Source organism: Ruegeria sp. CDSA193, from assembly GCF_059611885.1.
On sequence record NZ_JBXWPN010000001.1, the window covers coordinates 295718 to 319337 of the forward strand.

The 23620-nt window shown below is 55.5% G+C and carries 24 protein-coding genes; 13 read left to right on the forward strand and 11 right to left on the reverse strand.

Annotation, left to right across the window (positions count from 1 at the left end; all coding sequences use genetic code 11):
* Positions 1–3: 3 nt before the first annotated feature.
* Entirely contained in the window at positions 4–1260 is a 1257-nt protein-coding gene (locus AC2FLG_RS01515; protein ID WP_496704723.1) for a vWA domain-containing protein, read from the reverse strand.
* Positions 1260–2168 (reverse strand): AAA family ATPase, encoded by a 909-nt coding sequence (locus tag AC2FLG_RS01520; protein WP_271946832.1) that lies wholly within the window; start codon positions 2166–2168, stop codon positions 1260–1262. Before AC2FLG_RS01520 ends, AC2FLG_RS01515 begins: the two co-directional genes overlap by 1 nt.
* A 161-nt stretch (positions 2169–2329) precedes the next feature.
* Here AC2FLG_RS01520 and pyrC point away from each other — a divergent pair, with 161 nt between their 5' ends.
* Positions 2330–3367 carry a dihydroorotase gene (pyrC, locus tag AC2FLG_RS01525; protein ID WP_496704724.1) on the forward strand — a complete coding sequence of 346 codons (1038 nt, stop codon included), beginning with the start codon at positions 2330–2332 and terminating at the stop codon, positions 3365–3367.
* Here the strand turns inward: pyrC and AC2FLG_RS01530 are convergent.
* Both AC2FLG_RS01530 and AC2FLG_RS01535 read right to left on the reverse strand, forming a co-directional pair.
* On the reverse strand, positions 3364–4659 hold the full coding sequence (locus AC2FLG_RS01530) for an MmgE/PrpD family protein (protein ID WP_496704726.1): 1296 nt from the start codon (positions 4657–4659) through the stop codon (positions 3364–3366). The two genes, pyrC and AC2FLG_RS01530, sit on opposite strands and share 4 nt — an antisense overlap.
* A gap of 38 nt (positions 4660–4697) precedes the next feature.
* A complete protein-coding gene (locus tag AC2FLG_RS01535) occupies positions 4698–5144 on the reverse strand; it encodes a type II toxin-antitoxin system RatA family toxin (RefSeq protein ID WP_142634123.1) in 447 nt (148 codons plus the stop codon).
* A gap of 72 nt (positions 5145–5216) precedes the next feature.
* On the opposite strand from AC2FLG_RS01535, the gene hpt reads away from it, so the two are divergent.
* Both hpt and AC2FLG_RS01545 read left to right on the forward strand, forming a co-directional pair.
* Complete coding sequence (gene hpt / locus AC2FLG_RS01540) at positions 5217–5759, forward strand: hypoxanthine phosphoribosyltransferase (protein ID WP_142634125.1); 543 nt, start codon at positions 5217–5219, stop codon at positions 5757–5759.
* 131 nt (positions 5760–5890) lie between these two features.
* Positions 5891–6250, forward strand: a complete 360-nt coding sequence (locus AC2FLG_RS01545; protein ID WP_496700207.1) for a hypothetical protein — start codon at positions 5891–5893, stop codon at positions 6248–6250.
* Between the two features lie 4 nt (positions 6251–6254).
* On the opposite strand, the gene AC2FLG_RS01550 is transcribed toward AC2FLG_RS01545, so the two are convergent.
* Together AC2FLG_RS01550 and lipA are read right to left on the reverse strand one after the other, a co-directional pair.
* Positions 6255–7397, reverse strand: a complete 1143-nt coding sequence (locus AC2FLG_RS01550) for an amidohydrolase (protein ID WP_496704728.1) — start codon at positions 7395–7397, stop codon at positions 6255–6257.
* On the reverse strand, positions 7394–8344 hold the full coding sequence (lipA, locus tag AC2FLG_RS01555) for a lipoyl synthase (RefSeq protein ID WP_496704730.1): 951 nt from the start codon (positions 8342–8344) through the stop codon (positions 7394–7396). The genes AC2FLG_RS01550 and lipA overlap by 4 nt, the downstream gene beginning before the upstream one ends.
* Positions 8345–8609: 265 nt before the next feature.
* On the opposite strand from lipA, the gene AC2FLG_RS01560 reads away from it, so the two are divergent.
* Positions 8610–9158 carry a peroxiredoxin gene (locus AC2FLG_RS01560; protein ID WP_496704732.1) on the forward strand — a complete coding sequence of 183 codons (549 nt, stop codon included), beginning with the start codon at positions 8610–8612 and terminating at the stop codon, positions 9156–9158.
* 46 nt (positions 9159–9204) lie between these two features.
* On the opposite strand, the gene AC2FLG_RS01565 is transcribed toward AC2FLG_RS01560, so the two are convergent.
* Both AC2FLG_RS01565 and AC2FLG_RS01570 read right to left on the reverse strand, forming a co-directional pair.
* Positions 9205–10125 (reverse strand): hydrogen peroxide-inducible genes activator, encoded by a 921-nt coding sequence (locus AC2FLG_RS01565; RefSeq protein WP_496700205.1) that lies wholly within the window; start codon positions 10123–10125, stop codon positions 9205–9207.
* A 52-nt stretch (positions 10126–10177) separates the two neighbouring features.
* Complete coding sequence (locus AC2FLG_RS01570) at positions 10178–11284, reverse strand: DUF6456 domain-containing protein (protein ID WP_496704734.1); 1107 nt, start codon at positions 11282–11284, stop codon at positions 10178–10180.
* 241 nt (positions 11285–11525) lie between these two features.
* Between AC2FLG_RS01570 and AC2FLG_RS01575 the strand changes: the two genes are divergently transcribed.
* Positions 11526–11834: a DUF6477 family protein gene (locus tag AC2FLG_RS01575; protein WP_496704736.1), complete on the forward strand. Its 309-nt coding sequence runs from the start codon at positions 11526–11528 to the stop codon at positions 11832–11834.
* On the opposite strand, the gene AC2FLG_RS01580 is transcribed toward AC2FLG_RS01575, so the two are convergent.
* The gene (locus AC2FLG_RS01580) at positions 11827–13371 is read right to left on the reverse strand and encodes a trimethylamine methyltransferase family protein (protein ID WP_142634141.1); all 1545 of its coding nucleotides are present in this window, start codon (positions 13369–13371) and stop codon (positions 11827–11829) included. The genes AC2FLG_RS01575 and AC2FLG_RS01580 overlap by 8 nt on opposite strands.
* A gap of 276 nt (positions 13372–13647) precedes the next feature.
* Here AC2FLG_RS01580 and guaA point away from each other — a divergent pair, with 276 nt between their 5' ends.
* The 8 genes from guaA to AC2FLG_RS01620 all read left to right on the forward strand — a co-directional run bounded on the left by guaA (position 13648) and on the right by AC2FLG_RS01620 (position 22097).
* Positions 13648–15207 carry a glutamine-hydrolyzing GMP synthase gene (gene guaA, locus AC2FLG_RS01585; RefSeq protein ID WP_281994698.1) on the forward strand — a complete coding sequence of 520 codons (1560 nt, stop codon included), beginning with the start codon at positions 13648–13650 and terminating at the stop codon, positions 15205–15207.
* Positions 15208–15303: 96 nt separating this feature from the next.
* A complete protein-coding gene (locus AC2FLG_RS01590) occupies positions 15304–16203 on the forward strand; it encodes a DMT family transporter (RefSeq protein WP_142634145.1) in 900 nt (299 codons plus the stop codon).
* 125 nt (positions 16204–16328) lie between these two features.
* Positions 16329–17453, forward strand: coding sequence for an OmpP1/FadL family transporter (locus tag AC2FLG_RS01595; RefSeq protein WP_142634147.1), 1125 nt, complete (start codon positions 16329–16331; stop codon positions 17451–17453).
* A gap of 233 nt (positions 17454–17686) precedes the next feature.
* Entirely contained in the window at positions 17687–18559 is an 873-nt protein-coding gene (locus AC2FLG_RS01600) for an ATPase (protein ID WP_496704738.1), read from the forward strand.
* A 39-nt stretch (positions 18560–18598) separates the two neighbouring features.
* The gene (gene metA, locus AC2FLG_RS01605; protein WP_496677757.1) at positions 18599–19516 is read left to right on the forward strand and encodes a homoserine O-acetyltransferase MetA; all 918 of its coding nucleotides are present in this window, start codon (positions 18599–18601) and stop codon (positions 19514–19516) included.
* A complete protein-coding gene (locus AC2FLG_RS01610) occupies positions 19500–20459 on the forward strand; it encodes an alpha/beta fold hydrolase (RefSeq protein WP_496704923.1) in 960 nt (319 codons plus the stop codon). The genes metA and AC2FLG_RS01610 overlap by 17 nt, the downstream gene beginning before the upstream one ends.
* A 49-nt stretch (positions 20460–20508) precedes the next feature.
* A complete protein-coding gene (ppk2, locus tag AC2FLG_RS01615) occupies positions 20509–21378 on the forward strand; it encodes a polyphosphate kinase 2 (protein WP_496695258.1) in 870 nt (289 codons plus the stop codon).
* 104 nt (positions 21379–21482) lie between these two features.
* Entirely contained in the window at positions 21483–22097 is a 615-nt protein-coding gene (locus tag AC2FLG_RS01620; protein WP_142634158.1) for a TetR/AcrR family transcriptional regulator, read from the forward strand.
* A 5-nt stretch (positions 22098–22102) separates the two neighbouring features.
* Here the strand turns inward: AC2FLG_RS01620 and AC2FLG_RS01625 are convergent, their stop codons facing one another.
* Both AC2FLG_RS01625 and AC2FLG_RS01630 read right to left on the reverse strand, forming a co-directional pair.
* Complete coding sequence (locus tag AC2FLG_RS01625; RefSeq protein WP_496695256.1) at positions 22103–23161, reverse strand: adenylate/guanylate cyclase domain-containing protein; 1059 nt, start codon at positions 23159–23161, stop codon at positions 22103–22105.
* Entirely contained in the window at positions 23158–23559 is a 402-nt protein-coding gene (locus AC2FLG_RS01630; RefSeq protein ID WP_345741800.1) for a group I truncated hemoglobin, read from the reverse strand. Before AC2FLG_RS01630 ends, AC2FLG_RS01625 begins: the two co-directional genes overlap by 4 nt.
* Positions 23560–23620: the final 61 nt, after the last annotated feature.

Here is a 23620-nt window from a genome sequence, read left to right on the forward strand (position 1 = left end):
GAACTACTTCGAAAGCGCGGCCATCAACCGCGCTTTCTCACCCATGTCATCCGGTTTTGAGATGACTTTGGCCAGATCTTCCAGCGACGCAATGGAATGACCGGCCCGAAAGCTGTCAACATGGGGAAGCATCGCCGCCACCCCCTGCGCTTTTGGCGCAAAGCCATCCCAACGCAACAAAGGGTTCAGCCAGATCAAACGGCGGGCTGACAGATGCAGGCGCTGGATTTCTTTTCCAAGCACCTCGGGTTCGCCCCGATCCAGACCATCCGTAATCAACAACACCACCGCACCCTGCCCCAGAACCCGACGCGACCAGTCACGGTTAAAAGCGTGCAGGCATTCCCCGATCCGCGTGCCACCCTCCCAATCTTGCGCCTCGGCCCCTGCCGCCGACAGGGCAGCATCTACATCGCGTTGGCGCAGGTGCCGGGTGATATTCGTCAACCTCGTGCCGAAGGTAAACGCATGAACCTTGGCCCACCCCGCGCCCTTGACGTTTGAAACCGCATGCAGGAAATGCAGGATGATACGAGAGTACTGGCTCATAGATCCTGAGATATCGCAGAGAACGACAAGGTTCGGCCACCGTTGTTTCGGCTTCAAATACGCGATGTCCCGCAGTTCACCACCCTGCCGCACGGATGCGCGCAGCGTGCGGGCGCGGTCGATCCGATGCCCAAGATGGCTGGCTTGGTCTCGGCGCGACTCGATTGGTTTTACCGGCAATTTGAGCTGTGCCAGAATGCGCTTGGCCAAAGCAATTTCTTCGGTGCTCATTTGCTCAAAGTCTAGATTGCGCAACCGTTCTTCCGAGGACGCGGTCCGCGACGCATCTATCTCCAGCTCAGTTTCTTCCTCGATGTCAGTGTTGTCAGGCAAGTCCCGTTCGACGCCGTCCAGCAGAGCCTCGGCCGCGCGTTTCTCTGCAGCTTCGGCCTTGCGCTCTTCCTGAACGCCGCGGATCGCGGGCAGCATCATGGACATCATGTGTTCCATGTAACGTGGGTCGCGCCAATACATGCGGAAAATCTGCGCAAATACTGCCCGATGTTCGGGTCGGGTCACGAAACAAGCGTGCAACGTCCAGTAAAAATCCCGCTTTTCCGAGAAGCCCGCAACCTGAACCGCCCGGATCGCATCCACAACCCGCCCGGTGCCAATCGGCAGCCCTGCCTTGCGCAAAGCCCGCGCGAAATGAGTGATATTCTGCGCCAGTTTTGGGTTGTCGGGGATTTCGAGAGGGAGCTGTTCAGCCATCAGGCAGGTTCCAGCGACGCCTTGGCTTCATCCAGAATGCGTTTCGCCTCGGACCCTTGCAGTTGCTGGATATCGTCCTGATATTTCAGGATCGCTCCCAGCGTGTCGCCGATCACTTCGGGGCTAAGGTTGATGACGTCCAGCGCCAGCAGGCATTTGGCCCAGTCGATCGTCTCGGCCACGCCTGGTTTCTTGAACAGATCCTCTGTGCGCAGGTGTTGGACAAAGGCGACGACCTCTCGGCTTAGCGCCTCGGCGACCTCGGGTGCGCGGGCGTTCAGAATTTCAATTTCACGGTCAAAATCCGGGTAATCGACCCAATGGTACAGGCAACGGCGTTTCAGGGCGTCATGCACCTCTCGCGTTCGGTTCGATGTAACGATGACAATCGGTGGCTCCGGCGCTTTGACAGTGCCCAATTCGGGGATGGTGACCTGAAAATCGCTGAGCGCTTCCAGCAGGAAGGCCTCAAACGGTTCATCCGTGCGGTCAAGTTCATCAATCAACAGGACGGGTGCCCCGTTTTCATCCGGACGCATGGCCTGCAGCAACGGACGCTCGATCAGGTAGTCGTCAGAAAACAATTCGGTCTGCAACGAACCCCGGTCAGCGCCGCCCGAGGCTTCGGCGGTTCGGATCGCAACCATTTGCGCCGGGAAATTCCATTCGTAAACCGCCGAGGAGGCGTCCAGCCCTTCATAACACTGCAGGCGGATCAGGCGACGGTTCAGACCAGCGGCCAGTGCTTTGGCGATTTCTGTTTTTCCGACGCCTGCCTCACCTTCTAGAAATAGCGGGCGGCCCAGTTTAAGCGACAAAAACACCACTGTCGCCAAGGCCCGACCGCAAACGTAACCCTGTGAGCCCAGCATTTGCTGCACGGTATCAATGGAATCTTGCTGCGTCATGGAACCCTCTTTCTTTCGTTGCTTAACAGGTCATGCAAGCGCGGGGGCGTCAAGGCCCCGGCCCCGCCACCCAGACGCCATCGCGGCAGAGAGGTGAAGTTTTTGCACCAGATCCTCACGGTTTGGTTGGTCTTTGGCCGAGGCTGTGCTAGCGGGTGCGCATGACTGATACGCTGACCATTCGCCGCCCCGATGACTGGCATCTGCATTTGCGCGATGGCGCCATGTTGCAGGCCGTTCTGCCCGAAACCGCACGCCATTTTGCCCGTGCGATCATAATGCCGAACCTTGTTCCGCCAGTTGTGCGCGGCGATCAGGCCGCCGCATATCGCGACCGCATTCTGGCCGCCCTGCCCGAAGGCATGCCGTTCGAGCCGCTGATGACCTTGTACCTGACCGAAGACACCGACGCCGAGGATGTCGCCGCAGCCCATGCAAGCGGGCTGATCAAGGCCGTAAAGCTGTATCCCGCAGGCGCAACCACCAATTCCGCCTCGGGCGTGCGTAATTTCGACAAGGTCCGCCCGGTGCTTGAGAGAATGGCTGAGATCGGTCTGCCGATGTGTGTCCATGGTGAAGTCACCGATGCCGAGGTCGACATTTTCGACCGCGAAGAGGTTTTTATCGATACGATACTTGATCCACTGCGCCAGGCGACTCCTGGTTTGCGGGTCGTGATGGAACACATCACGACGGCTCAGGGTGCGATTTATGCGCAATCCGGTGGAGATGATCTTGCTGCAACAATCACAGCCCATCACCTGATCATCAACCGCAATCACATCCTGGTGGGCGGGATCAAACCGCATTACTACTGCCTGCCCGTGGCCAAGCGCGAGACCCATCGCCAGGCTTTGTTGAGCGCCGCAACTTCTGGGATGTCTTGCTACTTCCTTGGCACCGACAGCGCGCCACACACAGATGCAAACAAGGAAATGGCCTGTGGCTGTGCGGGATGTTTCACCGCCACAAACACCATGTCCCTGGTGGCCGAGATGTTTGACAAAGCGGATGCGCTGGACAAGCTGGAAGGGTTCACATCATTGAACGGACCTGCGTTTTATGGCCTGCCGGTGAATAAAGAAACCATCACCCTTACCAAGGGCGACCCCGTTGAATATCCCGACAAGATCGAAACTGACGACGGCCCGGTAACAGTATTCGAACCCGGGTTCCCCTTGCACTGGCGCGTCGTCTAACGCGCCAGCATTTTCGCCAGATCACGGGTGCGGCCACCGGTACGCAGCATCGACCAGATCGCGTCTGCGTCCTCGGCACCGATCAGCTTGGCCGCCTTGCTTCTGACCCGGTCTTCCCGGTCGGCCAATGTCATAGGGCCAAGCAAATCGTGGCTGGCCTGTTTACGTGCCCCATCGCGGCGCAGCAAAGACAGATCCGCTTGAGTTTCAGACAGCGACTCATCGGCTTCGACTGAAATCCGGTCCCGCAGCGATTGCAGGCGCCTATCCGCACATACCTTATCCGAAAAACTGTCTGGCAAGGCTGTGTCATATCCCAACGCTTGCATAGCAATAACCGTCCGGTAGGAAAACTTGGCCCCCAACCCGGTGGTCGGAGAGGTTTGATTACACACTGTCATCCAGCGCGGGTGGGTCCTGATCCTGATCTCGGCTACTTCGGGTTCAGCAATATCCAGGTCACGTGCAGCCTCTAATGCGGCGTGCAACCCATGACAGCATGCATGAAACTTATGGCTTACATCTTTGAACAGCCACGTCTCTCCGATTCCATCCAGAGCAGCGGCCTTTTCGGACTGACCCATATGGGTTGCACCAAAACCATAGGGCCCCTCAAGCGCATCCGAGTTGGGATCAAACCCCTTGGACACCAACAGCGCAGCCTCAACCCCTGCAGCGGCAGCTAGCCCGGCATTATAGGGCTTTCCCATCGTGCCGAAATGAGCTTTCAGCCCTGCGGCGCGGGTGGCAGCCAGACCAAGAACCCGGCGCATCTTTTCCGTATCGAACCGCAGCACCCGGCCAGCGGCGACCGCCGCACCAAAGGCACCTGACGTCGCGGTCTGATGGAACCCGCCCTGGTAATGCGCACGCCCCAGCCAAAGCCCTACGCGGATCGAAACCTCCATCCCGACAAGAGCGGCCTCAAGGACATCGACAAGAATCCGGTCGTCCCAATCACAAAGGGCAAAGGCCGCAGGCATAACCGCGACCGAAGGGTGCCCGATATGCGCAAAATGCGTGTCATCATAATCCAAAGCGTGGGAAATGGTTCCGTTAACCAAACCTGCTGACCTGACGGGAGCCAGCCCCCCGCCAAACAGATGGGCCTGCGGGTTGCCTCCTTCATCCAGAACCAGTGCGCGCACGGTCTGAGATACGGGTTCGCTAACACCGACGCGGCCAACAGCCACCCAATCCAGCGCAGACAGAGAGGTTACGAGACGGGCCTCTGACGAGGTCGCAACAGCCCCCGAGGCAAAATCGGCCAATGCTGTGGTAAAATCAGTCATGAGGCGCAGTCTAGCAAGCGCCGGTTTCGGGTAAAGACTTAGCTGTACAATTCCTCTGCCCGGCCCTCGAACGCCCTCACGATCCTGTGCATCGCCTCATTGAAGACCACTCCGATGATACCCTGAAGAATGGCATTCTTGAATTCGAAATCAACATGGAACGAAACGTTGCACCCGCCTTCTGCCGCGTCCTCGAAATGCCAGTCCGACTTCATGTATTTGAAGGGCCCATCCAGATATTCCGTGTCGATCCGGCGTTGTTCGGCAAACAGGGTAACCCGGCTGCCAAAGCGTTCGCGGAACACTTTGAACGAAATGATCAGGTCAGCTTCCATCACCTGTGCCTCTCCTGCTGCATATGAGCGTCGGATACGTGCAGCCGCACACCAGGGCAAAAACTCGGGATACTTTGCTACATCGGCAACCAGATCGTACATCTGTTGCGCAGTGTAAGGCAGGTGTCGCGTTTCCGAATGTATAGGCATGGCGTCCGGTTTTTGCAGGTGACAATGGCGCGTCATGTCGTATGTTGCGCGCCAAAGATCAAGGGGGCAGTGATGAGCCAGCGCGGATATGTGATTGATGAGATGATCTCGGCAAAGGCCATTGCCGCCAGGATCGAAGAACTTTGCCGCGAAATCACTGCCGAATTCGACGGAACCGACAAGCTGGTTGTTGTCGGCCTGCTGCGTGGTAGCTTTGTCTTTATCGCCGATCTGGTGCGCGAATTGGACTTGCCCATTGAAGTGGATTTCCTTGAGGCGTCATCCTACGGGGATGCGATGGAAAGCAGCCGGGAAGTCCGCATTCTAAAAGACCTGCGCGGCGCTATTGAGGGTCGCGACGTTCTGGTAGTCGAGGATATCGTCGACACCGGGCACACGCTGAACCATGTTACTCATCTGCTGCAAAGCCGCGATCCTGGAAAACTTCGCTCGATCGCACTACTGGACAAGCCCAGCCGGCGCGAAGTCGATTTCCGTTCGGACTGGATCGGGTTTGAAATTCCTGATGAGTTTGTTGTGGGTTACGGGATCGACTACGCACAGCGCAATCGCAACTTGCCATTTATTGGTAAGGTTCGTTTTATCGAAGACTGAGAAGGGTAAAAATAGACCCAGATTCCAATAGTCAAAGTTGCTGCGCACCTTTGCATTCACTTAATTGAATACCATTGGACAACGCCCTCAACAACAGATTACCCTCCAATCATCTTGGGAGGATTCTGCTTATGAAAGTAATGTCTATTGGGCTTCTGGCGACTTGCGCAGTCGCCGCAACGGTTGGTCTTGCGGACGCAAAAGACAACAAGGGCAAAGGGAAAGGTCCAGACAAGTCGAAAATCGAAAAGTCGATAAAGACCAATAATGGCGTTGGTGTACCGCCCGGACAGATCAAGCGTTATACGCGAGGTCAGAAACTCCCTAACGATCTGAATTTTGACTATCTTGATGACCTGGACGGCTGGAAGTTGAAGCCCCTACCCGCCGGTCAGCGATATATCCGCGTGGATGACGAAATCCTGTCGATATCTGATGAAACTAAGACAGTCATTGATGCCGTTGGAATAGTGAGCGATCTCGTAAACTGAAGTTTCAGCCATTAAGTGATCGAATTGCGGCAACAAATACGTCTACTCCTACCGAGATAAGTGCGTCTGGGAAATCATAGTCAGGGTTATGCAATTGCGGATGATCCTGCCCCGACCCCAGCCAGAACATGGCCGTTTTTGCGCCTTTCCCAAATTGCCCGAAATCTTCTGAGAACTTTTGCGGCGTCTCTGTTGAATGGCACGGTACTCCACGCTCGGCGCAGGCCGTTGCGATGATGCTCACCGCGTCGCTGTGATTGACGCAGGCCTCGAAGACATCGTCATAGGTGATCTCAACCTCCAGACTGTCGGCGGATGCGGCGCGGCGCGCCAGTGCCTCGGCCTCGGTCATCAGCGTCTGCATCCGGGCATCTGAAACGGTGCGCAAGGTTACCCAGATCTCGGCCTGTCCCGGAGCGACGCCGAAAGTCGGCTCTCCCAAACGGGCATGCGTCACAGTTGTCAGCGCAAAATCGGCATCCAACGCGCCGCCTGCGCCTAAACTCGCCAGCTTCGAAACCAGTTCGGACATCGCCTCAGCCGGGGAAATCCCATCCTGAGGCGCAGCCGCATGGGACGTCTTGCCGGTCAGGATGATTTTCATCCCGCGCGAGGCGCAGTTAGCCGAACTCTGACACAACTCAACAGCGCCAAGTTCCAACCCCGGCAGGTTGTGCAGAGAGAACACGTAGTCCGGCGCGATCTTCGCGAATTGAGGGTCCGCGCGAAAGGCGATGGCGCCCCGCCCGGTTTCTTCAGCCGGTTGAAAGATCAAAACCACCCGACCCTTTTGGGGTCGGTGACGCGCCAGGTCTTCGGCAACGCCAAGCACCATCGCCATGTGCCCATCATGGCCACACAGATGCCCTTTGCCCGAAACCTTCGACACATATAGGTGCGTGCCAAGTTCTTGAATCGGCAGCCCATCCAATTCGCACCGGATACCAACGGTTGGCCCAGCCTGCCCACTGTCAAAAACCGCGGCAACGCCATGCCCTCCCAGTCCGGTAAGCACATGGTCCGCACCGAACCCCCGCAAAAGATCTGTTATGCGGGCAGCGGTCTCACGCTCGTGCCCGGATAGTTCGGGATATTGATGCAGGTCGTGGCGCAGGCGTGTCAGCCGCGCATGCGCTTCGGGTGTCACCCCTGTTCCAGCTTTTTCTGGCGTGCCTCACGCAGCCGGGCAAAATCGTCTCCGGCGTGATAAGACGACCGGGTCAAAGGTGTGGCCGATACCATCAGGAACCCTTTGCCATAAGCTGCCTTTTCATAGGATGCGAATTCTTCCGGCGTTACGAACCGATCGACTCCGTGGTGTTTGGGCGTGGGCTGCAGATACTGACCGATGGTCAGGAAATCAATTTCAGCGGCGCGCATATCATCCATGACCTGCCGGACCTGCTGACCATCCTCACCCAAACCAACCATGATCCCGGATTTGGTAAAGACCGACGGATCCAGCTCTTTGACGCGCTGCAACAGCCGCAGCGAGTGGAAATAGCGCGCACCGGGACGCACTTCGAGGTACAGGCCAGGTACGGTTTCCAGGTTGTGGTTGAACACGTCCGGCTTGGCCTCGACGACAGTTTCAAGAACGGAAGAGTCACATTTCAGGAAATCAGGTGTCAGGATTTCAATGGTCGTCTTCGGCGACCGGTGCCGCACCGCGCGTATCGTCTGCGCGAAATGATCGGCACCGCCGTCTTTCAGATCGTCGCGGTCAACGGATGTAATCACGACGTGGTTCAAACCCAGCTTTTCGACCGCATGTGCCACGCGCCCTGGTTCAAACGCATCCAACGAGTCCGGACGTCCCGTTGCAATGTTACAGAAGGTACAGCCGCGCGTGCAGATCTCGCCCATGATCATCATGGTGGCGTGGCCCTGGCTCCAGCATTCGCCAACATTTGGGCATCCGGCCTCTTCACAGACAGTGACCAGATTATTCTCGCGCATGATCTTGTGCGTCTCGGCATAACCCTGACCACCGGGTGCTTTGACGCGTATCCAACTGGGCTTTTTCGGCTGCGAATTGTCGGGCCGATGAGCCTTTTCTGGGTGTCTTTGTTCGGGAATGTTCAGATCGCGCACGGCCGGTCTTTCTGACTTTGGGTCAATTCGGTTTACCCATAACATAAACTGACCTCTGCTATTACACCACCCATGCATAGCCGCTATGCATCAGGGTGAAAGACTTTGACGTCTCAGGGCCAAAATTCTAAATAATTTCCTATGATTAACTGCAACTTACGCGTTCATGGGTCGATTCTGACGCAGCTGGAACATCGGCCATTGAAGCCGATTTAGAATCCTTTTAAGTCCACGAAAACCGCATGTGATTCACAGGAGTTCGATCATGAAATCTGGCGCCAAACTGCCCGAAGTGACCTTTCACACCCGCGTCCGCGACGCCGCAATCGAGGGACCAAACCCGTTCCGCTGGGAAGACAAAACCACGGCGGATTACTTCTCGGGCAAGCGCGTAATTCTGTTCTCGCTGCCGGGCGCATTCACCCCGACATGCTCGACCTATCAGCTGCCTGGTTTCGAAAACGGATACGCAGATTTCCAGGCCGCTGGGGTCGATGAGATTTACTGCATGTCCGTGAACGACAGCTTTGTCATGAACAAATGGGCACAGGATCAGGGCCTGAAAAACGTCAAAGTCATCCCTGATGGCTCGGGCGATTTCACACGCAAAATGGGTATGTTGGTCGACAAGGACAATCTGGGTTTTGGTATGCGGTCCTGGCGCTATGCGGCCATCATCAATGACGGCGTCGTCGAAGCCTGGTTCGAAGAGCCCGGACTGATGGATAACTGCCCCGAGGACCCCTATGGCGTTTCGTCACCGGAAAACCTGATGAAACATCTAAACGAAGTCAAAGAGCCGGAACTGGCTTGAGTTCGTCCTCAACAGAAAAGCCCGCTTCAGGCGGGCTTTTTTGTGACTAGCGCGTTTGCGTGACAATGCTCTCGCCGACGGTGCGAATGGTATCCGCCAGGCTTTCGAACCAATCTTCCTGCGAGGTAGAAGATCGACGAACTAGCCCCACTGTCCTTGCCGGCTGCGGCGAGGCAAATCGCATCAGCTCAAGACCCGGTACCGCGTCGGATTCGGAACGGGCGGCAAGCTCTGGCATGAGCGTCAATCCAAACCCTTCGGCAACCAAACGGGATAATGTCGCCAAAGACGAGGCACCCATGTTAATCAGACCGCTGCTGCGGTCCTGACCACAAACCTCCAGGGCCTGATCCGTCAGGCAGTGCCCATCATCCAGTAGCATAAGCTGTGCATTTTGAAGGTCCAAAGGGCGCAAACGCTCTGTATCGCTGGAAAAATTGCGCAACCGTGCCGAACTTCCAGCCAATAAGAACCGATCCTCGAACAAGGGAAGTTCGAACAATTCGCTTCCCCCGGAGGGCAGCGCGACCACACCTGCGTCGATCTCACCAGCGCGCAGCATCGTCAACAGGCGCTCTGTCCGCGCTTCGCGTATCTGCACTCTCAAAGAAACATCGGCCGCCCTTAACCCCGCCAGAACACCTGGCAGAACATAGGGCGCAATCGTCGGGATTATTCCGATCGACAAAGACCGATGCCCGCTTGAGTGATCCTTGGCAAATTGGTCGAGCCTGTCCGAGGCACCAAGTATCTGACGTGCATATTCAAGCACATCCCGCCCCAAAGGGGTAAGCAATATGTCACGGGCCTTACGCTCGAACAGGGCACCACCGAGGGTCTCTTCTAACGCCTTGATCTGAACCGATAATGCCGGTTGCGAAACGTTACACATCTGCGCCGCCCGCCCAAAGTTGCGCTGCTGCGCAACGGCGTTAAAGTATAGGAGCTGTCGAAGGGTAAAGTTCATAACCCCTAGCTATCACTCCACCCTGAAACCGCAACCAAAACCGATCAAAGTGTTATCCGATCATACGGCTTCGCTCTTCCTGATCCTGGTAGTGACGTTTCAGGCGCTGTAATGCGATACGCAAAACGATTTTGCCGGACCGCGCTGACCACCCCATTCGCTTTTCCGCCAATTCCAACCCCTCCAGATAGCAACAGCAGCGCAAAGCCACGTCGCTCAGCCCCGGTCCAAGGTCAGACAATGCACGCTCTACGCGGTCGCGCGCTTCTGAAGAACCCCGGTTGCCAGTGTCGTCGCTTCCAAAACTTCCGCGCCCACCGGCAGTCAGGAAATGGTCCCAGTTCTGTGCAACCTGAGGTCCGATCTGAGCCAGTTCAAAATCCTCACGTAGGCGCTCTCCTGCCCCGACAAGTGCTTCATCTAAAAACGGCTTTCCATCCCGGTCCCGGCGTCTGGCCAGCGCGATAAGCGGGCTTTCCGCGGCGCTATAGCGCATTCTTCTGGAACGTTCTGGATGGGCGCGATTTGTCGTCGCGTGAGAGGGCGCCCCATGAAACGAAGCAGGCGCGTCTGCCATTCCATGTTCGTTTCGAGACCTTGCCTGGTTCTCGAAGTCGGCCATTAACTGGCTCAGTGCCGTACGGCCCGCGCTGGTAATCCGGTAGCGCGATATCCGGCCTGGGTTGTCGCAGGAAATCCAATCCTTCAACGCCAATGCCTGTGCGATCCTGCAATCAACCACTGCAGTCCTGGTCGCGGCGGCGTCGCCGGTATCGCGCACGACCACTGCTTTGTTCATTTCTTCAGCGACAGCCAGGACCGAACCGGTCTCACACAGTCTGCGCAGTACCCTTAGGGCCTCGTGGTTGAATTCCTCTTCTTTTTCGACGTGTGAATCATGACTGAAGGCTGAAACCGTGCGATCAGAAATATCATTGACCGAAAAATGTTCTTCGGCCAACGACTGCAAAGCCGCATCCACCAATGGATCGTCACGGCGCATCTCAATTCGGCGGATTTGTCTAAGAATGGTCGAAGCATGGCACCCCGCAGATCGCGCAATATCGCGGATCGACTGGCCGGTTTCTGTGTGGGCCAGGTATCGCTGTGCCCCCTCAGGTACCCAAGCCGGAATGGTGAAAGCCATGTTGTTTTCCATAGTTCTGTGCCCTCATCGACGAAACAATCTGTTCTCTATCGCCCCCGGTGACTTTGTTAACCAATTCTAACTAGAGTCGCTTTCGTTACTCGTTCGTTAATCGCCGGAGGTGATGACCAGATTTCATTCAAATTCATAAACACTCATGAAGCGAGAGTTCGGGGAGAACCCGATTAAGGCAACACCCGCTTAGGTTGTGCAACAAATTGGGCAACATTAATCCGACAAGTGGAGCCCAAAGATGCAGGACCTGATGACCATGATTTCCGCCCTCCGCCGCCCCCGCCTATTGGCACGGGCAGCCAGGCACGGGGCGCAGGACTATGATCGGGACCGCCACCTGCAACGCATACTCGGATACGGATCGCTGCCTGGGTCGGGCGCGGCGCTGATGCGTTTGATGGATATTGAACGAGAGGTTAACGCGCAGAGGCTGGCAGAAGATGCAGGCTATTCGCTGGTCCGTCATTTGGACCTTCTGATCGCGCTATTGGGTGAGGCGCAGCTGTACAAAGCCAGCCGCGCCTCACAGTTTTCAGTTATCAGCTGAAAGCGTCCGGCATAGAGGCCTTTTTCTTTTCAACATATTCGGTCAAAGCGCTGTGAATTCCCGGGTCGAGTTCCGGTTGCTTGTAGTTGGCAATCAAATGCTCGACCCGAGACGAGGCCAACTGCCGCGTATCGCGCGCGCCCTCGTCTTCCCAGGTTTCGTAAGGTTTGTAGTCCAGCAGGTCGGACTTCCAGAACGCCTCTTTGAAGTTTGCCTGCGTATGGGCACATCCCAGATAGTGGCCACCCGGGCCGACCTCGCGGATTGCGTCCATGGCCTGAGCGTTCTCATCATAGGCCACACCCTTGGCCAGACCGTGCAGAACGCCAAGTTGATCTGCGTCCATGACGAACTTTTCAAAGTCCGCAACCAGGCCGCCTTCAAGCCAGCCGCAGGAATGCAGCATGAAGTTCACACCCGCCATCAGCCCCATGTTCAGCGAGTTCGCGGTCTCATAAGCGGCCTGCGCATCGGGCAGTTTCGAGCCACAGAACGACCCGGCTGAGCGGAACGGCAGACCCAGACGCCGCGCCAGCTGTCCCGCGCCATAGGTAACCATTGACGCCTCGGGTGTGCCAAAGGTTGGCGCGCCTGAGTTCATGTCGATCGACGAAACGAAAGCACCAAAGATAGCAGGCGCTCCCGGGCGGATGATCTGACTGTACGCGACACCGGCCAAAACTTCGGCCAGAACCTGTGTCAATGTCCCCGCTATCGAAACCGGCGCCATCGCACCACCGACGATGAACGGCGAGATGATGCAGGCCTGATTATTCCTGGCGTAGACTTCCAGCGACCCCATCATCACATCGTCGAAGGTCATCGGCGAGTTGATGTTGGTCAGCGAAGTCATGACCGTGTTTTCCTGAACAAACTCTTTGCCGAACAGGATCTCACACATTTCCACCGAATCCTGAGCGCGGCTGGGATCGGTGACCGAGCCCATGAATGGCTTGTCCGATAAGGTCATATGCGCCATCAGCATGTCCAGGTGACGCTTGTTCACAGGAACGTCTGTGGGTTCGCACACAGTACCGCCCGAGTGGTGCAGCCACTTTGACATGTAAGCCAGTTTCACGAACTTGTTGAAATCGTCCATGGTCGCATAGCGACGGCCACCCTGCGCATCACGCACGAACGGAGGGCCATAGACCGGCGCCAGAACCAGATTGCGACCGCCGATGACCACGGACTTTTCAGGGTTTCTTGCGTGCTGCGTGAACTCGCTTGGCGCAGTTTTGATCAACTCGCGCGCAAGGCCGCGTGGGATGCGCACCCGTTCGCCATCCACATCGGCGCCCGCGTCTTTCCAACGTTCCAGCGCCGCAGGGTTGTCGACAAAATTGACGCCGACTTCGGCCAGAAGCGTTTCCGCATTTGTTTCGATGATCTGCAACGCTTCTTCGTTGAGAACCTCGAAATTCGGAATATTGCGTTCGATGTACTTTGCGGTCTCGATACGAACCGCTGTACGTTCGGCCCGGCGGGCAGCGCCACCGCCACCTCTCGCCCTGCGCCGGGTGTTTGCCTCTGTCATGAGAAAATCCCGTATCAGTTGTTGAATTTACATGTGTGTTACAGGAACCCGCCGCAATGGCAGTCGTGGATAACGGCGCTATAGGGGAAAAAGCGACAAAATGTCGGGGACAACCGCCACAAATGACCCAGCACATGTTTTTAAAGTCGCGCGGGTCTTCGTCATTCGTTTCGGGACCGTCCACCAGACTAGCGGGCCCTAACCGCGACCAACTGGCGTGTCTATACCACTTGAAATCCCTTGCGCTTATCATCTTCGCAACCTAGTAGCAGACCCATGACCCAAGACACCCATGACCGCCTTCTGATCATCGACTTCGGCAGCCAGGTAACGCAACTGATTGCGCGCCGCCTGCGTGAGCTGAATGTTTATTGTGAAATCCATCCTTATCAGAATGTTACGACGGACTTCGTTCGGAAAATGGCCCCAAAGGCCGTTATTTTCTCGGGCGGTCCCGATAGCGTGACACGAGAAGGGTCTCCGCGGGTCCCGCAGGAAATCTTTGACATTGGCGTTCCTATCCTTGGTATCTGCTATGGGCAGCAAGTGATGATGCACCAGTTGGGCGGCAAGGTCGAAAGCGGCCATGGCACCGCAGAGTTCGGCCGCGCCTTTGTGACCCCCAAAAGCCAACTGGATATTCTCGATGGCTGGTTCACTGACGGCGATGAACAGGTCTGGATGAGTCACGGCGACCATGTCAGTGAAATCGCGCCGGGGTTTCAGGTTTATGGCACCTCGCCCAACGCACCGTTTGCGATCACCGCAGACACGTCCCGCCATTTTTATGCAGTTCAGTTCCATCCCGAGGTGCACCACACACCAAAGGGCGCCAAGCTTTATGAGAATTTTGTAAAGCTCGCCGGGTTCAGCGGCGATTGGACCATGGGTGCCTATCGCGAGCAGATGATCGCGACGATCCGCGAACAAGTGGGCGATAAACAAGTGATTTGCGGTCTGTCCGGAGGTGTCGATAGTTCGGTCGCGGCGATCCTGATCCACGAGGCGATTGGCGACCAGCTGACCTGTGTGTTCGTTGATCACGGCCTGTTGCGCAAGAACGAGGCAGACGAAGTCGTCGGCATGTTCCGCGACAACTATAATATTCGGCTGATCCACGCGGATGAAAGCGATCTGTTCCTAGGTGAGCTTGAGGGGCAAAGCGACCCGGAAACCAAGCGCAAGATAATTGGCAAGCTGTTCATCGACGTATTCCAGAAACATGCCGACACGATCGACGGGGCGGAATTCCTGGCCCAAGGTACCCTCTACCCTGATGTGATCGAATCCGTTTCGTTCTCGGGCGGGCCTTCGGTCACGATCAAAAGCCACCACAATGTTGGTGGTCTGCCAGAGAAAATGGGCCTGAAACTGGTTGAACCGCTGCGCGAACTGTTCAAGGACGAGGTCCGCGCATTGGGACGCGAGCTGGGTCTGCCCCAAAGCTTTATCGGCCGCCACCCCTTCCCCGGCCCTGGTCTGGCAATCCGTTGCCCCGGTGAAATCACCCGCGAAAAACTAGATATCCTGCGCGAAGCCGATGCGATCTATATCGACCAGATTCGCAAACATGGGCTTTATGATGATATCTGGCAGGCCTTCGTGGCGATCCTGCCGGTTCGAACCGTCGGTGTCATGGGCGATGGCCGCACGTACGACTATGCCTGCGCCCTGCGGGCAGTTACCTCAGTCGACGGAATGACCGCCGACTATTACCCGTTCAGTCATGAATTCCTGGGCGAAACCGCCACCCGGATCATCAATGAGGTCAAAGGCATCAACCGATGCACCTATGACATCACGTCGAAGCCTCCGGGCACAATCGAGTGGGAATAAAAACAAGCCGGGCCAGCGCCCGGCTTTTTTGTTTCTGCGACACAAATATTTGGTTACCAATCAACATCGTAGAACTCCTAATGCGCGGGCAACTCAATGGAAAGCAGCAAACCCCAAATCGGCAAAGCCGCGCTGTGGATGATCGGGGCAATCGCATCTTTTACGTCTATGGCCGTGGCCGGACGTGAGCTGAGCGTCACCCATGACACCTTTGAGATCATGTTTTATCGCAGCCTGGTCGGCATGTGTGTGGTCAGCCTTGTCCTGACGGTTACGGGAAAGTGGCATCAGGTATCGACCGAACGGATTGGCCTCCACGGGGTACGAAATACCCTGCATTTCACCGGTCAGAATCTCTGGTTCTACGCTGTTTCCGTGGCACCACTGGCACAGGTCTTTGCACTTGAGTTTACGCAACCGATCTGGGTGATCCTGCTGTCCCCGATGCTGCTGGCCGAACGGTTGACAGTCGTGCGGGTCCTTTCAGCACTTATCGGTTTTGCTGGTATCCTTATAGTCGCACGACCGGGGGCTGTTCCGTTAAGCGCAGGAATTGTCGCCGCCGCGATGTCGGCGGTGTTCTTCGCTTTGACTACAATTTCCACCAAAAAACTCACGCGTTCTGCAAGCATCGGGTGCATCATGTTCTGGCTGACCGTTATACAGGCTGGTCTTGGGCTGGCAGCCTCTGCGATCGACGGAGAACTTGCGTTACCAACGATGGCAACCGCGCCTTGGCTTTTGCTTGTAGGGCTTGCAGGCCTATTAGCGCATTTCTGCATTACGAATGCACTCTCAATCGCACCGGCTACGGTTGTGATCCCATTCGATTTTGCGCGCCTTCCTACAATCGCGATTGTCGGTATGCTTTTCTATCATGAGGCTCTCGATCAGTGGACGCTCGTGGGGGCTGCTGTCATTTTTGTGGGTATCTTCCTTAACGTTCAGTCGGAAAACCGTAACAGTTTAGCAACAGATTCTCGCAACACTCACTAAGGGTAACGTTCAGTCACCCGTTGACCAGCTATTGTTGAGAGAGTGAAATCCACCTGTAAGAATAACTCGGTTGTGCGCAGACACCACAAATTCGCGCAACTTAGCGATATAATTGGGAGGAATGGATGAAGAAGACGCTTCTACAGGCGTGTGCTTTGTGCGTGGGCGCAACAAGCATTCAAGCCGGTGGTCTGGACCGTAGTGGACAGGGAATCAATATCATTTTCGAAGAGGGATCCGTGGTCCAACTTCGTCTTGGATATGCGTCACCCGACGTAAGCGGTGAACAAAATGGCGTAGAATCAGGTGATGTGTCGAATGCTTTCTTCTCACCGGGCCTGGCTTACAAACGTTCATTTACTGACAAACTGGACTTTGCGCTGATCTATGACGAACCATTCGGTGCGGATATTGGGTATTCCGCCGACTATCCCCTGTCGCAGAATCCAACTGCAGCGTTTGGAGGACGCAGCGGGATTCTGAGAGCCAGCGCTGATGTCGACTCCCTCACCGCATTGCTGCGCTACAAGCTTGACGGTGGCTTCAGCGCCATTGGCGGTATTCGCGCGCAACGTGCTAGCGCAAAAGTCGTTGTACCGGCAGCAGCCGGATACGAATTTGATGCGGATGCCGATACTGACTTTGGTTATCTCGTCGGGGTTGCCTGGGAAAAACCTGAAATCGCAGCTCGGGTTTCGCTGGTCTACAACTCCAAGATCACTCACGATCTGTCGTCGACCGAATCGTTCAACGTAGTGCCGCCCGTCCCCGCCGGGTTGCAAACAATCGATGACACGACCAGGGTCGAGACACCGCAATCCATCAACCTGGATTTCCAGACCGGGGTTGCCCCAAAAACGCTGGTGTTCGGATCGATCCGCTGGGTTGACTGGCCTCAGACAGTAGTGGCACCTGCCGCCTATGTCGGGATCGTTGGGGACAACCTCGTCGACTTTGACGACGACACATTCACCTATACTCTTGGAATGGGATATCAGTTCTCAGAGGCTTTTTCTGGCGCGATATCCACATCTTACGAAAAGTCGAATGGTACCGAAGTATCAAACTTGGGGCCGACTGACGGTTTCTGGAGCATTGGCGTAGGCGGTACTTACACCGTGGAAAATGCTCAGATCTCGGGCGGTGTCCGTTATACGGACATTGGCGATGCGACAACCACCACGGGTGGTGAATTCAGCGGCAATTCTGCCTGGAGCGTCGGCCTTCAGTTGACCTACTCTCTGAACTGATCAGCGGCAAAACTGTTCACAAGGCTCCGCCCTCCGGCGGAGCCTTTTTTGCATAGATCCGCATGATCACGAATTGAGATGATGCGGTCCTGCGTGGCGAGGAACAGATATCTACTCCCATTCTGGCATAACGAAACCTGTGCCCAAGACTGTTGGTTCTAAACAACCGCTGCACGCGCGATTGACGCCGCCCCCCGCCCGTTTTAGCAAGGTCGGAAAAGGGATAGTGGACAATGATCTACAACTCGGCAAAAGACTGGCGGGAAGCCGCGCGCAAAAAGGTGCTGTTTTTTGGCATGTCAGGCCTGGGAAAGACCTATGTGTCCAACGTTCTGCGCGATTCCGGGGACTGGTTCCACTATTCGGTCGATTACCGGATCGGCACGCGATACATGGGCGAGTATATCATCGACAACGCCAAGGCCGAGGCCATGAAGGTCCCTTTCCTGCGTGACCTGCTGTTGTCTGATTCCATTTACATCGGATCAAATATCTCGTTCGAGAACTTGACCCCTGTCGCCGCTTATCTGGGAAAACCGGGCAACCCGGCACAGGGCGGCATGGAGCTGACAGAGTATAAACGCCGTCAGGAACAATTCCGTTTGGCAGAAATTCACGCTCTGCTGGATACCGAGTATTTCGTGGATCGGGCGCAGAGATTGTACCAATACCCGCATTTCATTTGCGATACTGGCGGTTCGATATGCGAATGGGTTGACCCCAATGATCCGCGGGATCAGGTCCTGACTGAGCTGTCGCGCCAAACGCTGATGATTTGGATCAAAGGTGATGACGACCACACGTACGAGCTGATCAGGCGCTTTGACCGTGCGCCCAAGCCCATGTCTTATCAGCCCGAATTCCTGACACGTGTCTGGGACGAATATCTGACCCAACAAGGCTGTTCCGCCGAACAGGTCGATCCCAACGCATTCATTCGCTGGACCTATGCCAAAGCTCTTGCGCACCGGCAACCGAGATACAGGGCAATGGCCGACAACTGGGGTCTGACGATCGCTGCCAGCGACATGCACAGTATTCGCGACGACGGTGATTTCGATGAGTTGATCGAACGTGCACTTGAGACCCGGCCAAAGCGCGATTAACTACGGCACTTACACTCTTAAACCAAAGGCTTGCATCCGATGCCGATCAAGATTCCCTCTGACCTGCCCGCATATGACGTTCTCACCAATGAGGGCGTCATGGTCATGTCCGAGGATCAGGCAATGCGTCAGGATATTCGCCCCCTTCGGATTGGGTTGCTGAATCTGATGCCCAAGAAGATTCAGACCGAAAACCAGTTCGCGCGACTCATCGGTGCAACCCCTCTGCAGATCGACCTGTCGCTGATCCGTATGACCGAACATCGGACCAAGAACACCGCAGCCGAGCATATGGCCGAGTTCTACCGCCCGTTTCAGGAGGTAAGGGACCAAAAATTTGACGGCCTGATCATCACCGGCGCCCCTATCGAACATCTTGAATTCGAGGATGTCACCTATTGGGAAGAGATCAGCGAAGTATTTGACTGGACCCAGACAAATGTCCATTCGACCTTTGGCGTGTGCTGGGGCGGAATGGCGATGATCAACCATTTCCATGGGGTGCGTAAGCATATGTTGGACGCCAAGGCTTTCGGATGTTTCCGGCACCGCAATCTGGCTCCCTCCTCACCGTTTCTGCGCGGGTTTTCCGATGATTGCGTCATCCCGGTCAGCCGGTGGACCGAGATGAAGCAGGCCGAAATCGACAACGCTACGGGCCTGACCACCTTGCTGGGTAGTGATGAGGCAGGCCCCTGCTTAGTCGAAGATAAGGACCATCGTGCGATTTATATCTTCAACCACTTTGAATATGACAGTGATACGCTCAAGCAGGAATATGATCGCGATATCGACAACGGCACACCGATAAACGTGCCGATGAACTACTATCCAGACGACGACCCCTCGCGCCGGCCTCAGAACAGATGGCGCAGCCATGCGCACCTGCTCTATGGCAACTGGATTAACGAAATCTATCAGACAACTCCATTCGATATGGATCAAATTGGTTCTTAAAACCATCATAGCTCTTGCCCTGCTGATTGCTGGCCTGGCAACCGTAACAACTTGGCGCGTGTCACGGAACGAAGCTGTAGCCGAGGCCAGTTTCCCACCCGAGGGTCAGCTGATCGACGTCGATGGAGTCAGCGTTCATGCCGTAGTCATGGGGCACGGGCCCGATGTCGTGCTGATCCACGGGTCCAGTGGCAACACTCGGGACATGACTTTTGCCCTCGCACCAATTCTGGCAGAAGATTTCCGTGTCATTGTTTTTGACCGGCCCGGACTGGGGTATTCCGACAGCTTCAATCCGGACGGCGAAACCCTTGAAGAACAAGCCGAAATCCTACGCCGTGCAGCTGTCAAGCTGGGCGCGGACAAACCCATTGTTGCAGGGCAAAGCTATGGCGGGTCGGTGTCGCTGGCCTGGGCGGTTACACAGCCCGAACACATCTCGGCGCTGGTGTTGATTGCCCCCGCCGCGATCCCTTGGGAAACGCCGCTGGATGGTTTCAACCGAATGGCCGCGACCAAGCCCGGAAACGCGCTTGTGCTGCCGTTGATCAATGCCTTTGTCCCCGATTGGTATGTCGAGCAGGCCTTAGACGGTGTCTTTTCCCCCCAAACTGCACCCGAAGGCTATGCCGAACATTTCGGCCCCGGGCTGACCATGCGCCCGGCTTCGATGCATGCCAACGCAATGCAACGCGCCAATCTGTTGGACGAAGTTCGTGCGCTGCAGCCGCGCTATAAGGATATTTCGGTCCCGACCGAGGTTGTGCATGGCACCGCCGACACAACGGTCGGGTTGGAATGGCATGCGGAACCCCTGATCGACCAAATCCCCGGCGCTGAACTGATCGAATTGCCGGGAATTGGCCATATGCCACAGATCGTGGCCGCACCCGAAGTAGCGGCCGCAGTCATCCGGGCTGCTCAGCGGGCGGGTTTGCGTTAATTCCGAGGCTAATCCATAGTAAGATATGGATTTTATCGCGAGGTGACTCATGACACGAACTGGCAAAGGCACCATCGAGGAATATTACAAAAAACGTGCACCAGAAGAAGTCCGGAACGAGATCAAAGAGGCCGATAAGGATGACATTCTGAACCCTACATACCCCTATGACGAACGCATGAAGCGTAAGGCGTATGAGAAACAAATGCAGTCCCTGCAGATCGAGCTTGTGAAAATGCAGCTTTGGGTGAAGGAAACTGGCCAGCGTGTCGCTGTTATCTTCGAAGGCCGCGATGCCGCTGGAAAAGGCGGGACGATCAAGCGGTTCCGTGAGAACCTGAACCCGCGTGGGGCTCGGAACGTTGCGCTCAGCAAGCCATCGGATCAAGAGCGCAGCCAATGGTATTTTCAGCGCTATATCCCACATCTGCCCGCAGCCGGAGAAATCGTGTTTTTTGACCGCAGCTGGTATAACCGCGGCGTGGTGGAAAATGTGTTTGGGTTCTGCAACACAAAACAGCGTGAACGCTTCTTCCGCCAGGTTCTGCCGTTAGAGACCGGCCTGTGTGACGATGGTATCCGCTTGTTCAAGTTCTGGTTGAACGTCGGACGGGCCGAGCAGTTGAACCGGTTTCTTGCGCGCGAAACGGACCCATTGAAACACTGGAAGCTGAGCCCTATCGATATCGCTGGTTTGGACAAATGGGATGAATACTCTGCTTCGATTTCCGAAACCCTTACACGCAGTCACAGCGAAGCCTGCCCCTGGACCATAGTTCGTTCCGACGACAAGAAACGGGCAAGGCTGGCAGCAATCCAAACCGTGCTTCATGCGCTGGACTATGATGAAAAGGACAAAAATGCGATTGGCGATATCGACACCAAGATATGTGGCGGGCCAGATATCTGGGATACCTGATCTTTCTTGCCGGCCAATATCATCACAAAGATTGGACGAATACGTGCTACCGGTTTATGTCTTAGTTCCTCAAGAATTGAACAAAAAAGGCGTCTGAATCAGGGATGACAAAACGCGGGTATCACCACGGCAACCTGAAACAGGCTCTGATCGACGCAGCTCTGTCCCTGATCGAGGAAAAGGGTCCGACCGGGTTCACCCTGTCAGAGGCTGCAAAAGCGGCAGGCGTCACGCCTGCAGCTGTTTATCGCCACTATCACGGGCGCGAGGACCTGATCGCCGAGGCGGCGCGTCAGGGGTTCGAGATGTTCGCCGATCTAATTCAATTCGCTTATGACAAAGGCCAGCCTTCGGCGCTGGCTGCATTCGAAGCAACCGGGCGCGCCTATCTGGCCTTTGCTCGCAAGAATCCTGGCCACTATATCGCGATGTTCGAAAGTGGGATTTCCGTCAACCGCACCCCAGAACTTGCCCTGGCTGCAAACCGGGCCAGAGATGTTCTAGAAAAAGCTGCAGCCGATCTGTCGCAACATATTCCGCCGGAAAAACGTCCGCCGGCTTCAATGTTCAGCGCACATATCTGGGCGCTGAGTCACGGTGTAGTCGAATTGTTTGCCCGTAACACCGGCGCCACCGCACCCTTCCCGCCCGAAGATCTTTTGGAAACGGGGATCGGTATTTATCTGCGGGGACTAGGGCTGGTGCCTCCGGACGAATAAGGCCGTCAGAACACCGGTTTCCGTTGCGGAATGCTGAGACCGGATGTGACATTAATCAGATCCATCTCACCCATACCCTTGATGTCCACACGCCCGATATCAGAGACCTGAAACTCGTCAATCAGCGCGTATTTCATTTCTTCAGGCGCAACAATATTCATTGGGTTTGCAAAGACTTGTAACCGGGAAGCGATGTTCACGGCGGGCCCGAAAACATCATAGACATATTTCTGAATACCAACCACAGATCCTACCGCTGGCCCCATACCCAGCCCCACACGTGCCTGCCACTTGTGCGGATGGCTTTCATTTCTCCGCTCAAGATAGCGAAGGAACCTGACTGCACAATGGGCAGCAGCAGTCGCATGATCTGGCGTAGCATCCGGCATGCCTGACACCGCAAGATAAGCATCGCCAATAGTCTTGATCCGCTCACATCCGAACTGTTCGACGATCCGGTCAAAGGCCGTAAAGATGTCATTCAACTCGCTTAGGGTAACCGTCGGGTCCGTTTTGGCGGCAAAATCCGTGAACCCCACAAAGTCCAGCATCACAACTGACACCTGATCGTAAAGCTGCGGCGTGACCACACCGAATGTCTTGAATTCTTCATAAACAGCGCGCGGCATCAGGTTCAGCAACAGCCTTTCAACCCGCTCCTTCTCACGCTCCAACTCGCGCGTGTTGCGTTCGACCATAGTCGAGTAGCTGTCAATCATGCTTTCAAGTTCGCGGATTTTGGTGATGTTCTGAAACTCGATGACCAGAACCTGTTCCGAAAGACCGTTTGCAAGAGAAACTGCCGTTGCGAAAACCAGTGTCCTGCGTTTCGGCTTGATCTGCAATTCGACCGAGTATCTGAGCCCAGATTGCTTTACGTCTTCAAGTTCACGCGCATCAAGGTCAGGAAAAATATCCAACAATGTCTGTCCATCAGCCGGAGGGCCAAACCATTCCTGAAAAGGGCCGTTGCAGAATACGAATGTAAGATCCGAAGCCCGAACCACTGCGACACCAACACCGATCGCGCGCAGCAGTTGTTCATTGATCGCAAGAATGCTCATGCCGCATCGCGCGTAACAATAATTGCACGTTTGGATTCGATCGCTCCCAAGGCAATCTTTACGTGCCGATCTTCCATTCCATGTAACGCCAGCGCTTCACCAAACAGATCTGCCATTTCGTCGAAATCTGCGTGCGAGATGTTCAGATTTCTGTGAACCGCTTCAATTCGATCATCACTAAAAGATGTCGGGCCACCGATCAGAGACGATACGAACTTGGTCTGGTGATCAATCAGCCTTGGCATGTCGATATCTTCGAAATGGTCACCGATCTGATCAGACTCCAGTGCCATTTCGTAAAAGGTCATAACGATCCGGCTGATCGTTTTGAAACCGCCATAATGCTCATAGATAGTCTGACCCACACCAACCCCAAACCGGAAAAACACCAACAACACTGGAAGATTATATCAATTTGACAGTTTTGTTAACGCTTATCGAGAATTACTATTTTTGCTT

Bases quoted from the DNA above. Each gene is read 5' to 3' on its own strand.
- AC2FLG_RS01515 (WP_496704723.1), bottom strand. From the start codon at position 1,260: ATGGCTGAACAGCTCCCTCTCGAAATCCCCGACAACCCAAAACTGGCG.
- AC2FLG_RS01520 (WP_271946832.1), bottom strand. From the start codon at position 2,168: ATGACGCAGCAAGATTCCATTGATACCGTGCAGCAAATGCTGGGCTCA.
- pyrC (WP_496704724.1), top strand. From the start codon at position 2,330: ATGACTGATACGCTGACCATTCGCCGCCCCGATGACTGGCATCTGCAT.
- AC2FLG_RS01530 (WP_496704726.1), bottom strand. From the start codon at position 4,659: ATGACTGATTTTACCACAGCATTGGCCGATTTTGCCTCGGGGGCTGTT.
- AC2FLG_RS01535 (WP_142634123.1), bottom strand. From the start codon at position 5,144: ATGCCTATACATTCGGAAACGCGACACCTGCCTTACACTGCGCAACAG.
- hpt (WP_142634125.1), top strand. From the start codon at position 5,217: ATGAGCCAGCGCGGATATGTGATTGATGAGATGATCTCGGCAAAGGCC.
- AC2FLG_RS01545 (WP_496700207.1), top strand. From the start codon at position 5,891: ATGAAAGTAATGTCTATTGGGCTTCTGGCGACTTGCGCAGTCGCCGCA.
- AC2FLG_RS01560 (WP_496704732.1), top strand. From the start codon at position 8,610: ATGAAATCTGGCGCCAAACTGCCCGAAGTGACCTTTCACACCCGCGTC.
- AC2FLG_RS01565 (WP_496700205.1), bottom strand. From the start codon at position 10,125: ATGAACTTTACCCTTCGACAGCTCCTATACTTTAACGCCGTTGCGCAG.
- AC2FLG_RS01570 (WP_496704734.1), bottom strand. From the start codon at position 11,284: ATGGAAAACAACATGGCTTTCACCATTCCGGCTTGGGTACCTGAGGGG.
- AC2FLG_RS01575 (WP_496704736.1), top strand. From the start codon at position 11,526: ATGCAGGACCTGATGACCATGATTTCCGCCCTCCGCCGCCCCCGCCTA.
- AC2FLG_RS01580 (WP_142634141.1), bottom strand. From the start codon at position 13,371: ATGACAGAGGCAAACACCCGGCGCAGGGCGAGAGGTGGCGGTGGCGCT.
- guaA (WP_281994698.1), top strand. From the start codon at position 13,648: ATGACCCAAGACACCCATGACCGCCTTCTGATCATCGACTTCGGCAGC.
- AC2FLG_RS01590 (WP_142634145.1), top strand. From the start codon at position 15,304: ATGGAAAGCAGCAAACCCCAAATCGGCAAAGCCGCGCTGTGGATGATC.
- AC2FLG_RS01595 (WP_142634147.1), top strand. From the start codon at position 16,329: ATGAAGAAGACGCTTCTACAGGCGTGTGCTTTGTGCGTGGGCGCAACA.
- AC2FLG_RS01600 (WP_496704738.1), top strand. From the start codon at position 17,687: ATGATCTACAACTCGGCAAAAGACTGGCGGGAAGCCGCGCGCAAAAAG.
- metA (WP_496677757.1), top strand. From the start codon at position 18,599: ATGCCGATCAAGATTCCCTCTGACCTGCCCGCATATGACGTTCTCACC.
- ppk2 (WP_496695258.1), top strand. From the start codon at position 20,509: ATGACACGAACTGGCAAAGGCACCATCGAGGAATATTACAAAAAACGT.
- AC2FLG_RS01620 (WP_142634158.1), top strand. From the start codon at position 21,483: ATGACAAAACGCGGGTATCACCACGGCAACCTGAAACAGGCTCTGATC.
- AC2FLG_RS01625 (WP_496695256.1), bottom strand. From the start codon at position 23,161: ATGAGCATTCTTGCGATCAATGAACAACTGCTGCGCGCGATCGGTGTT.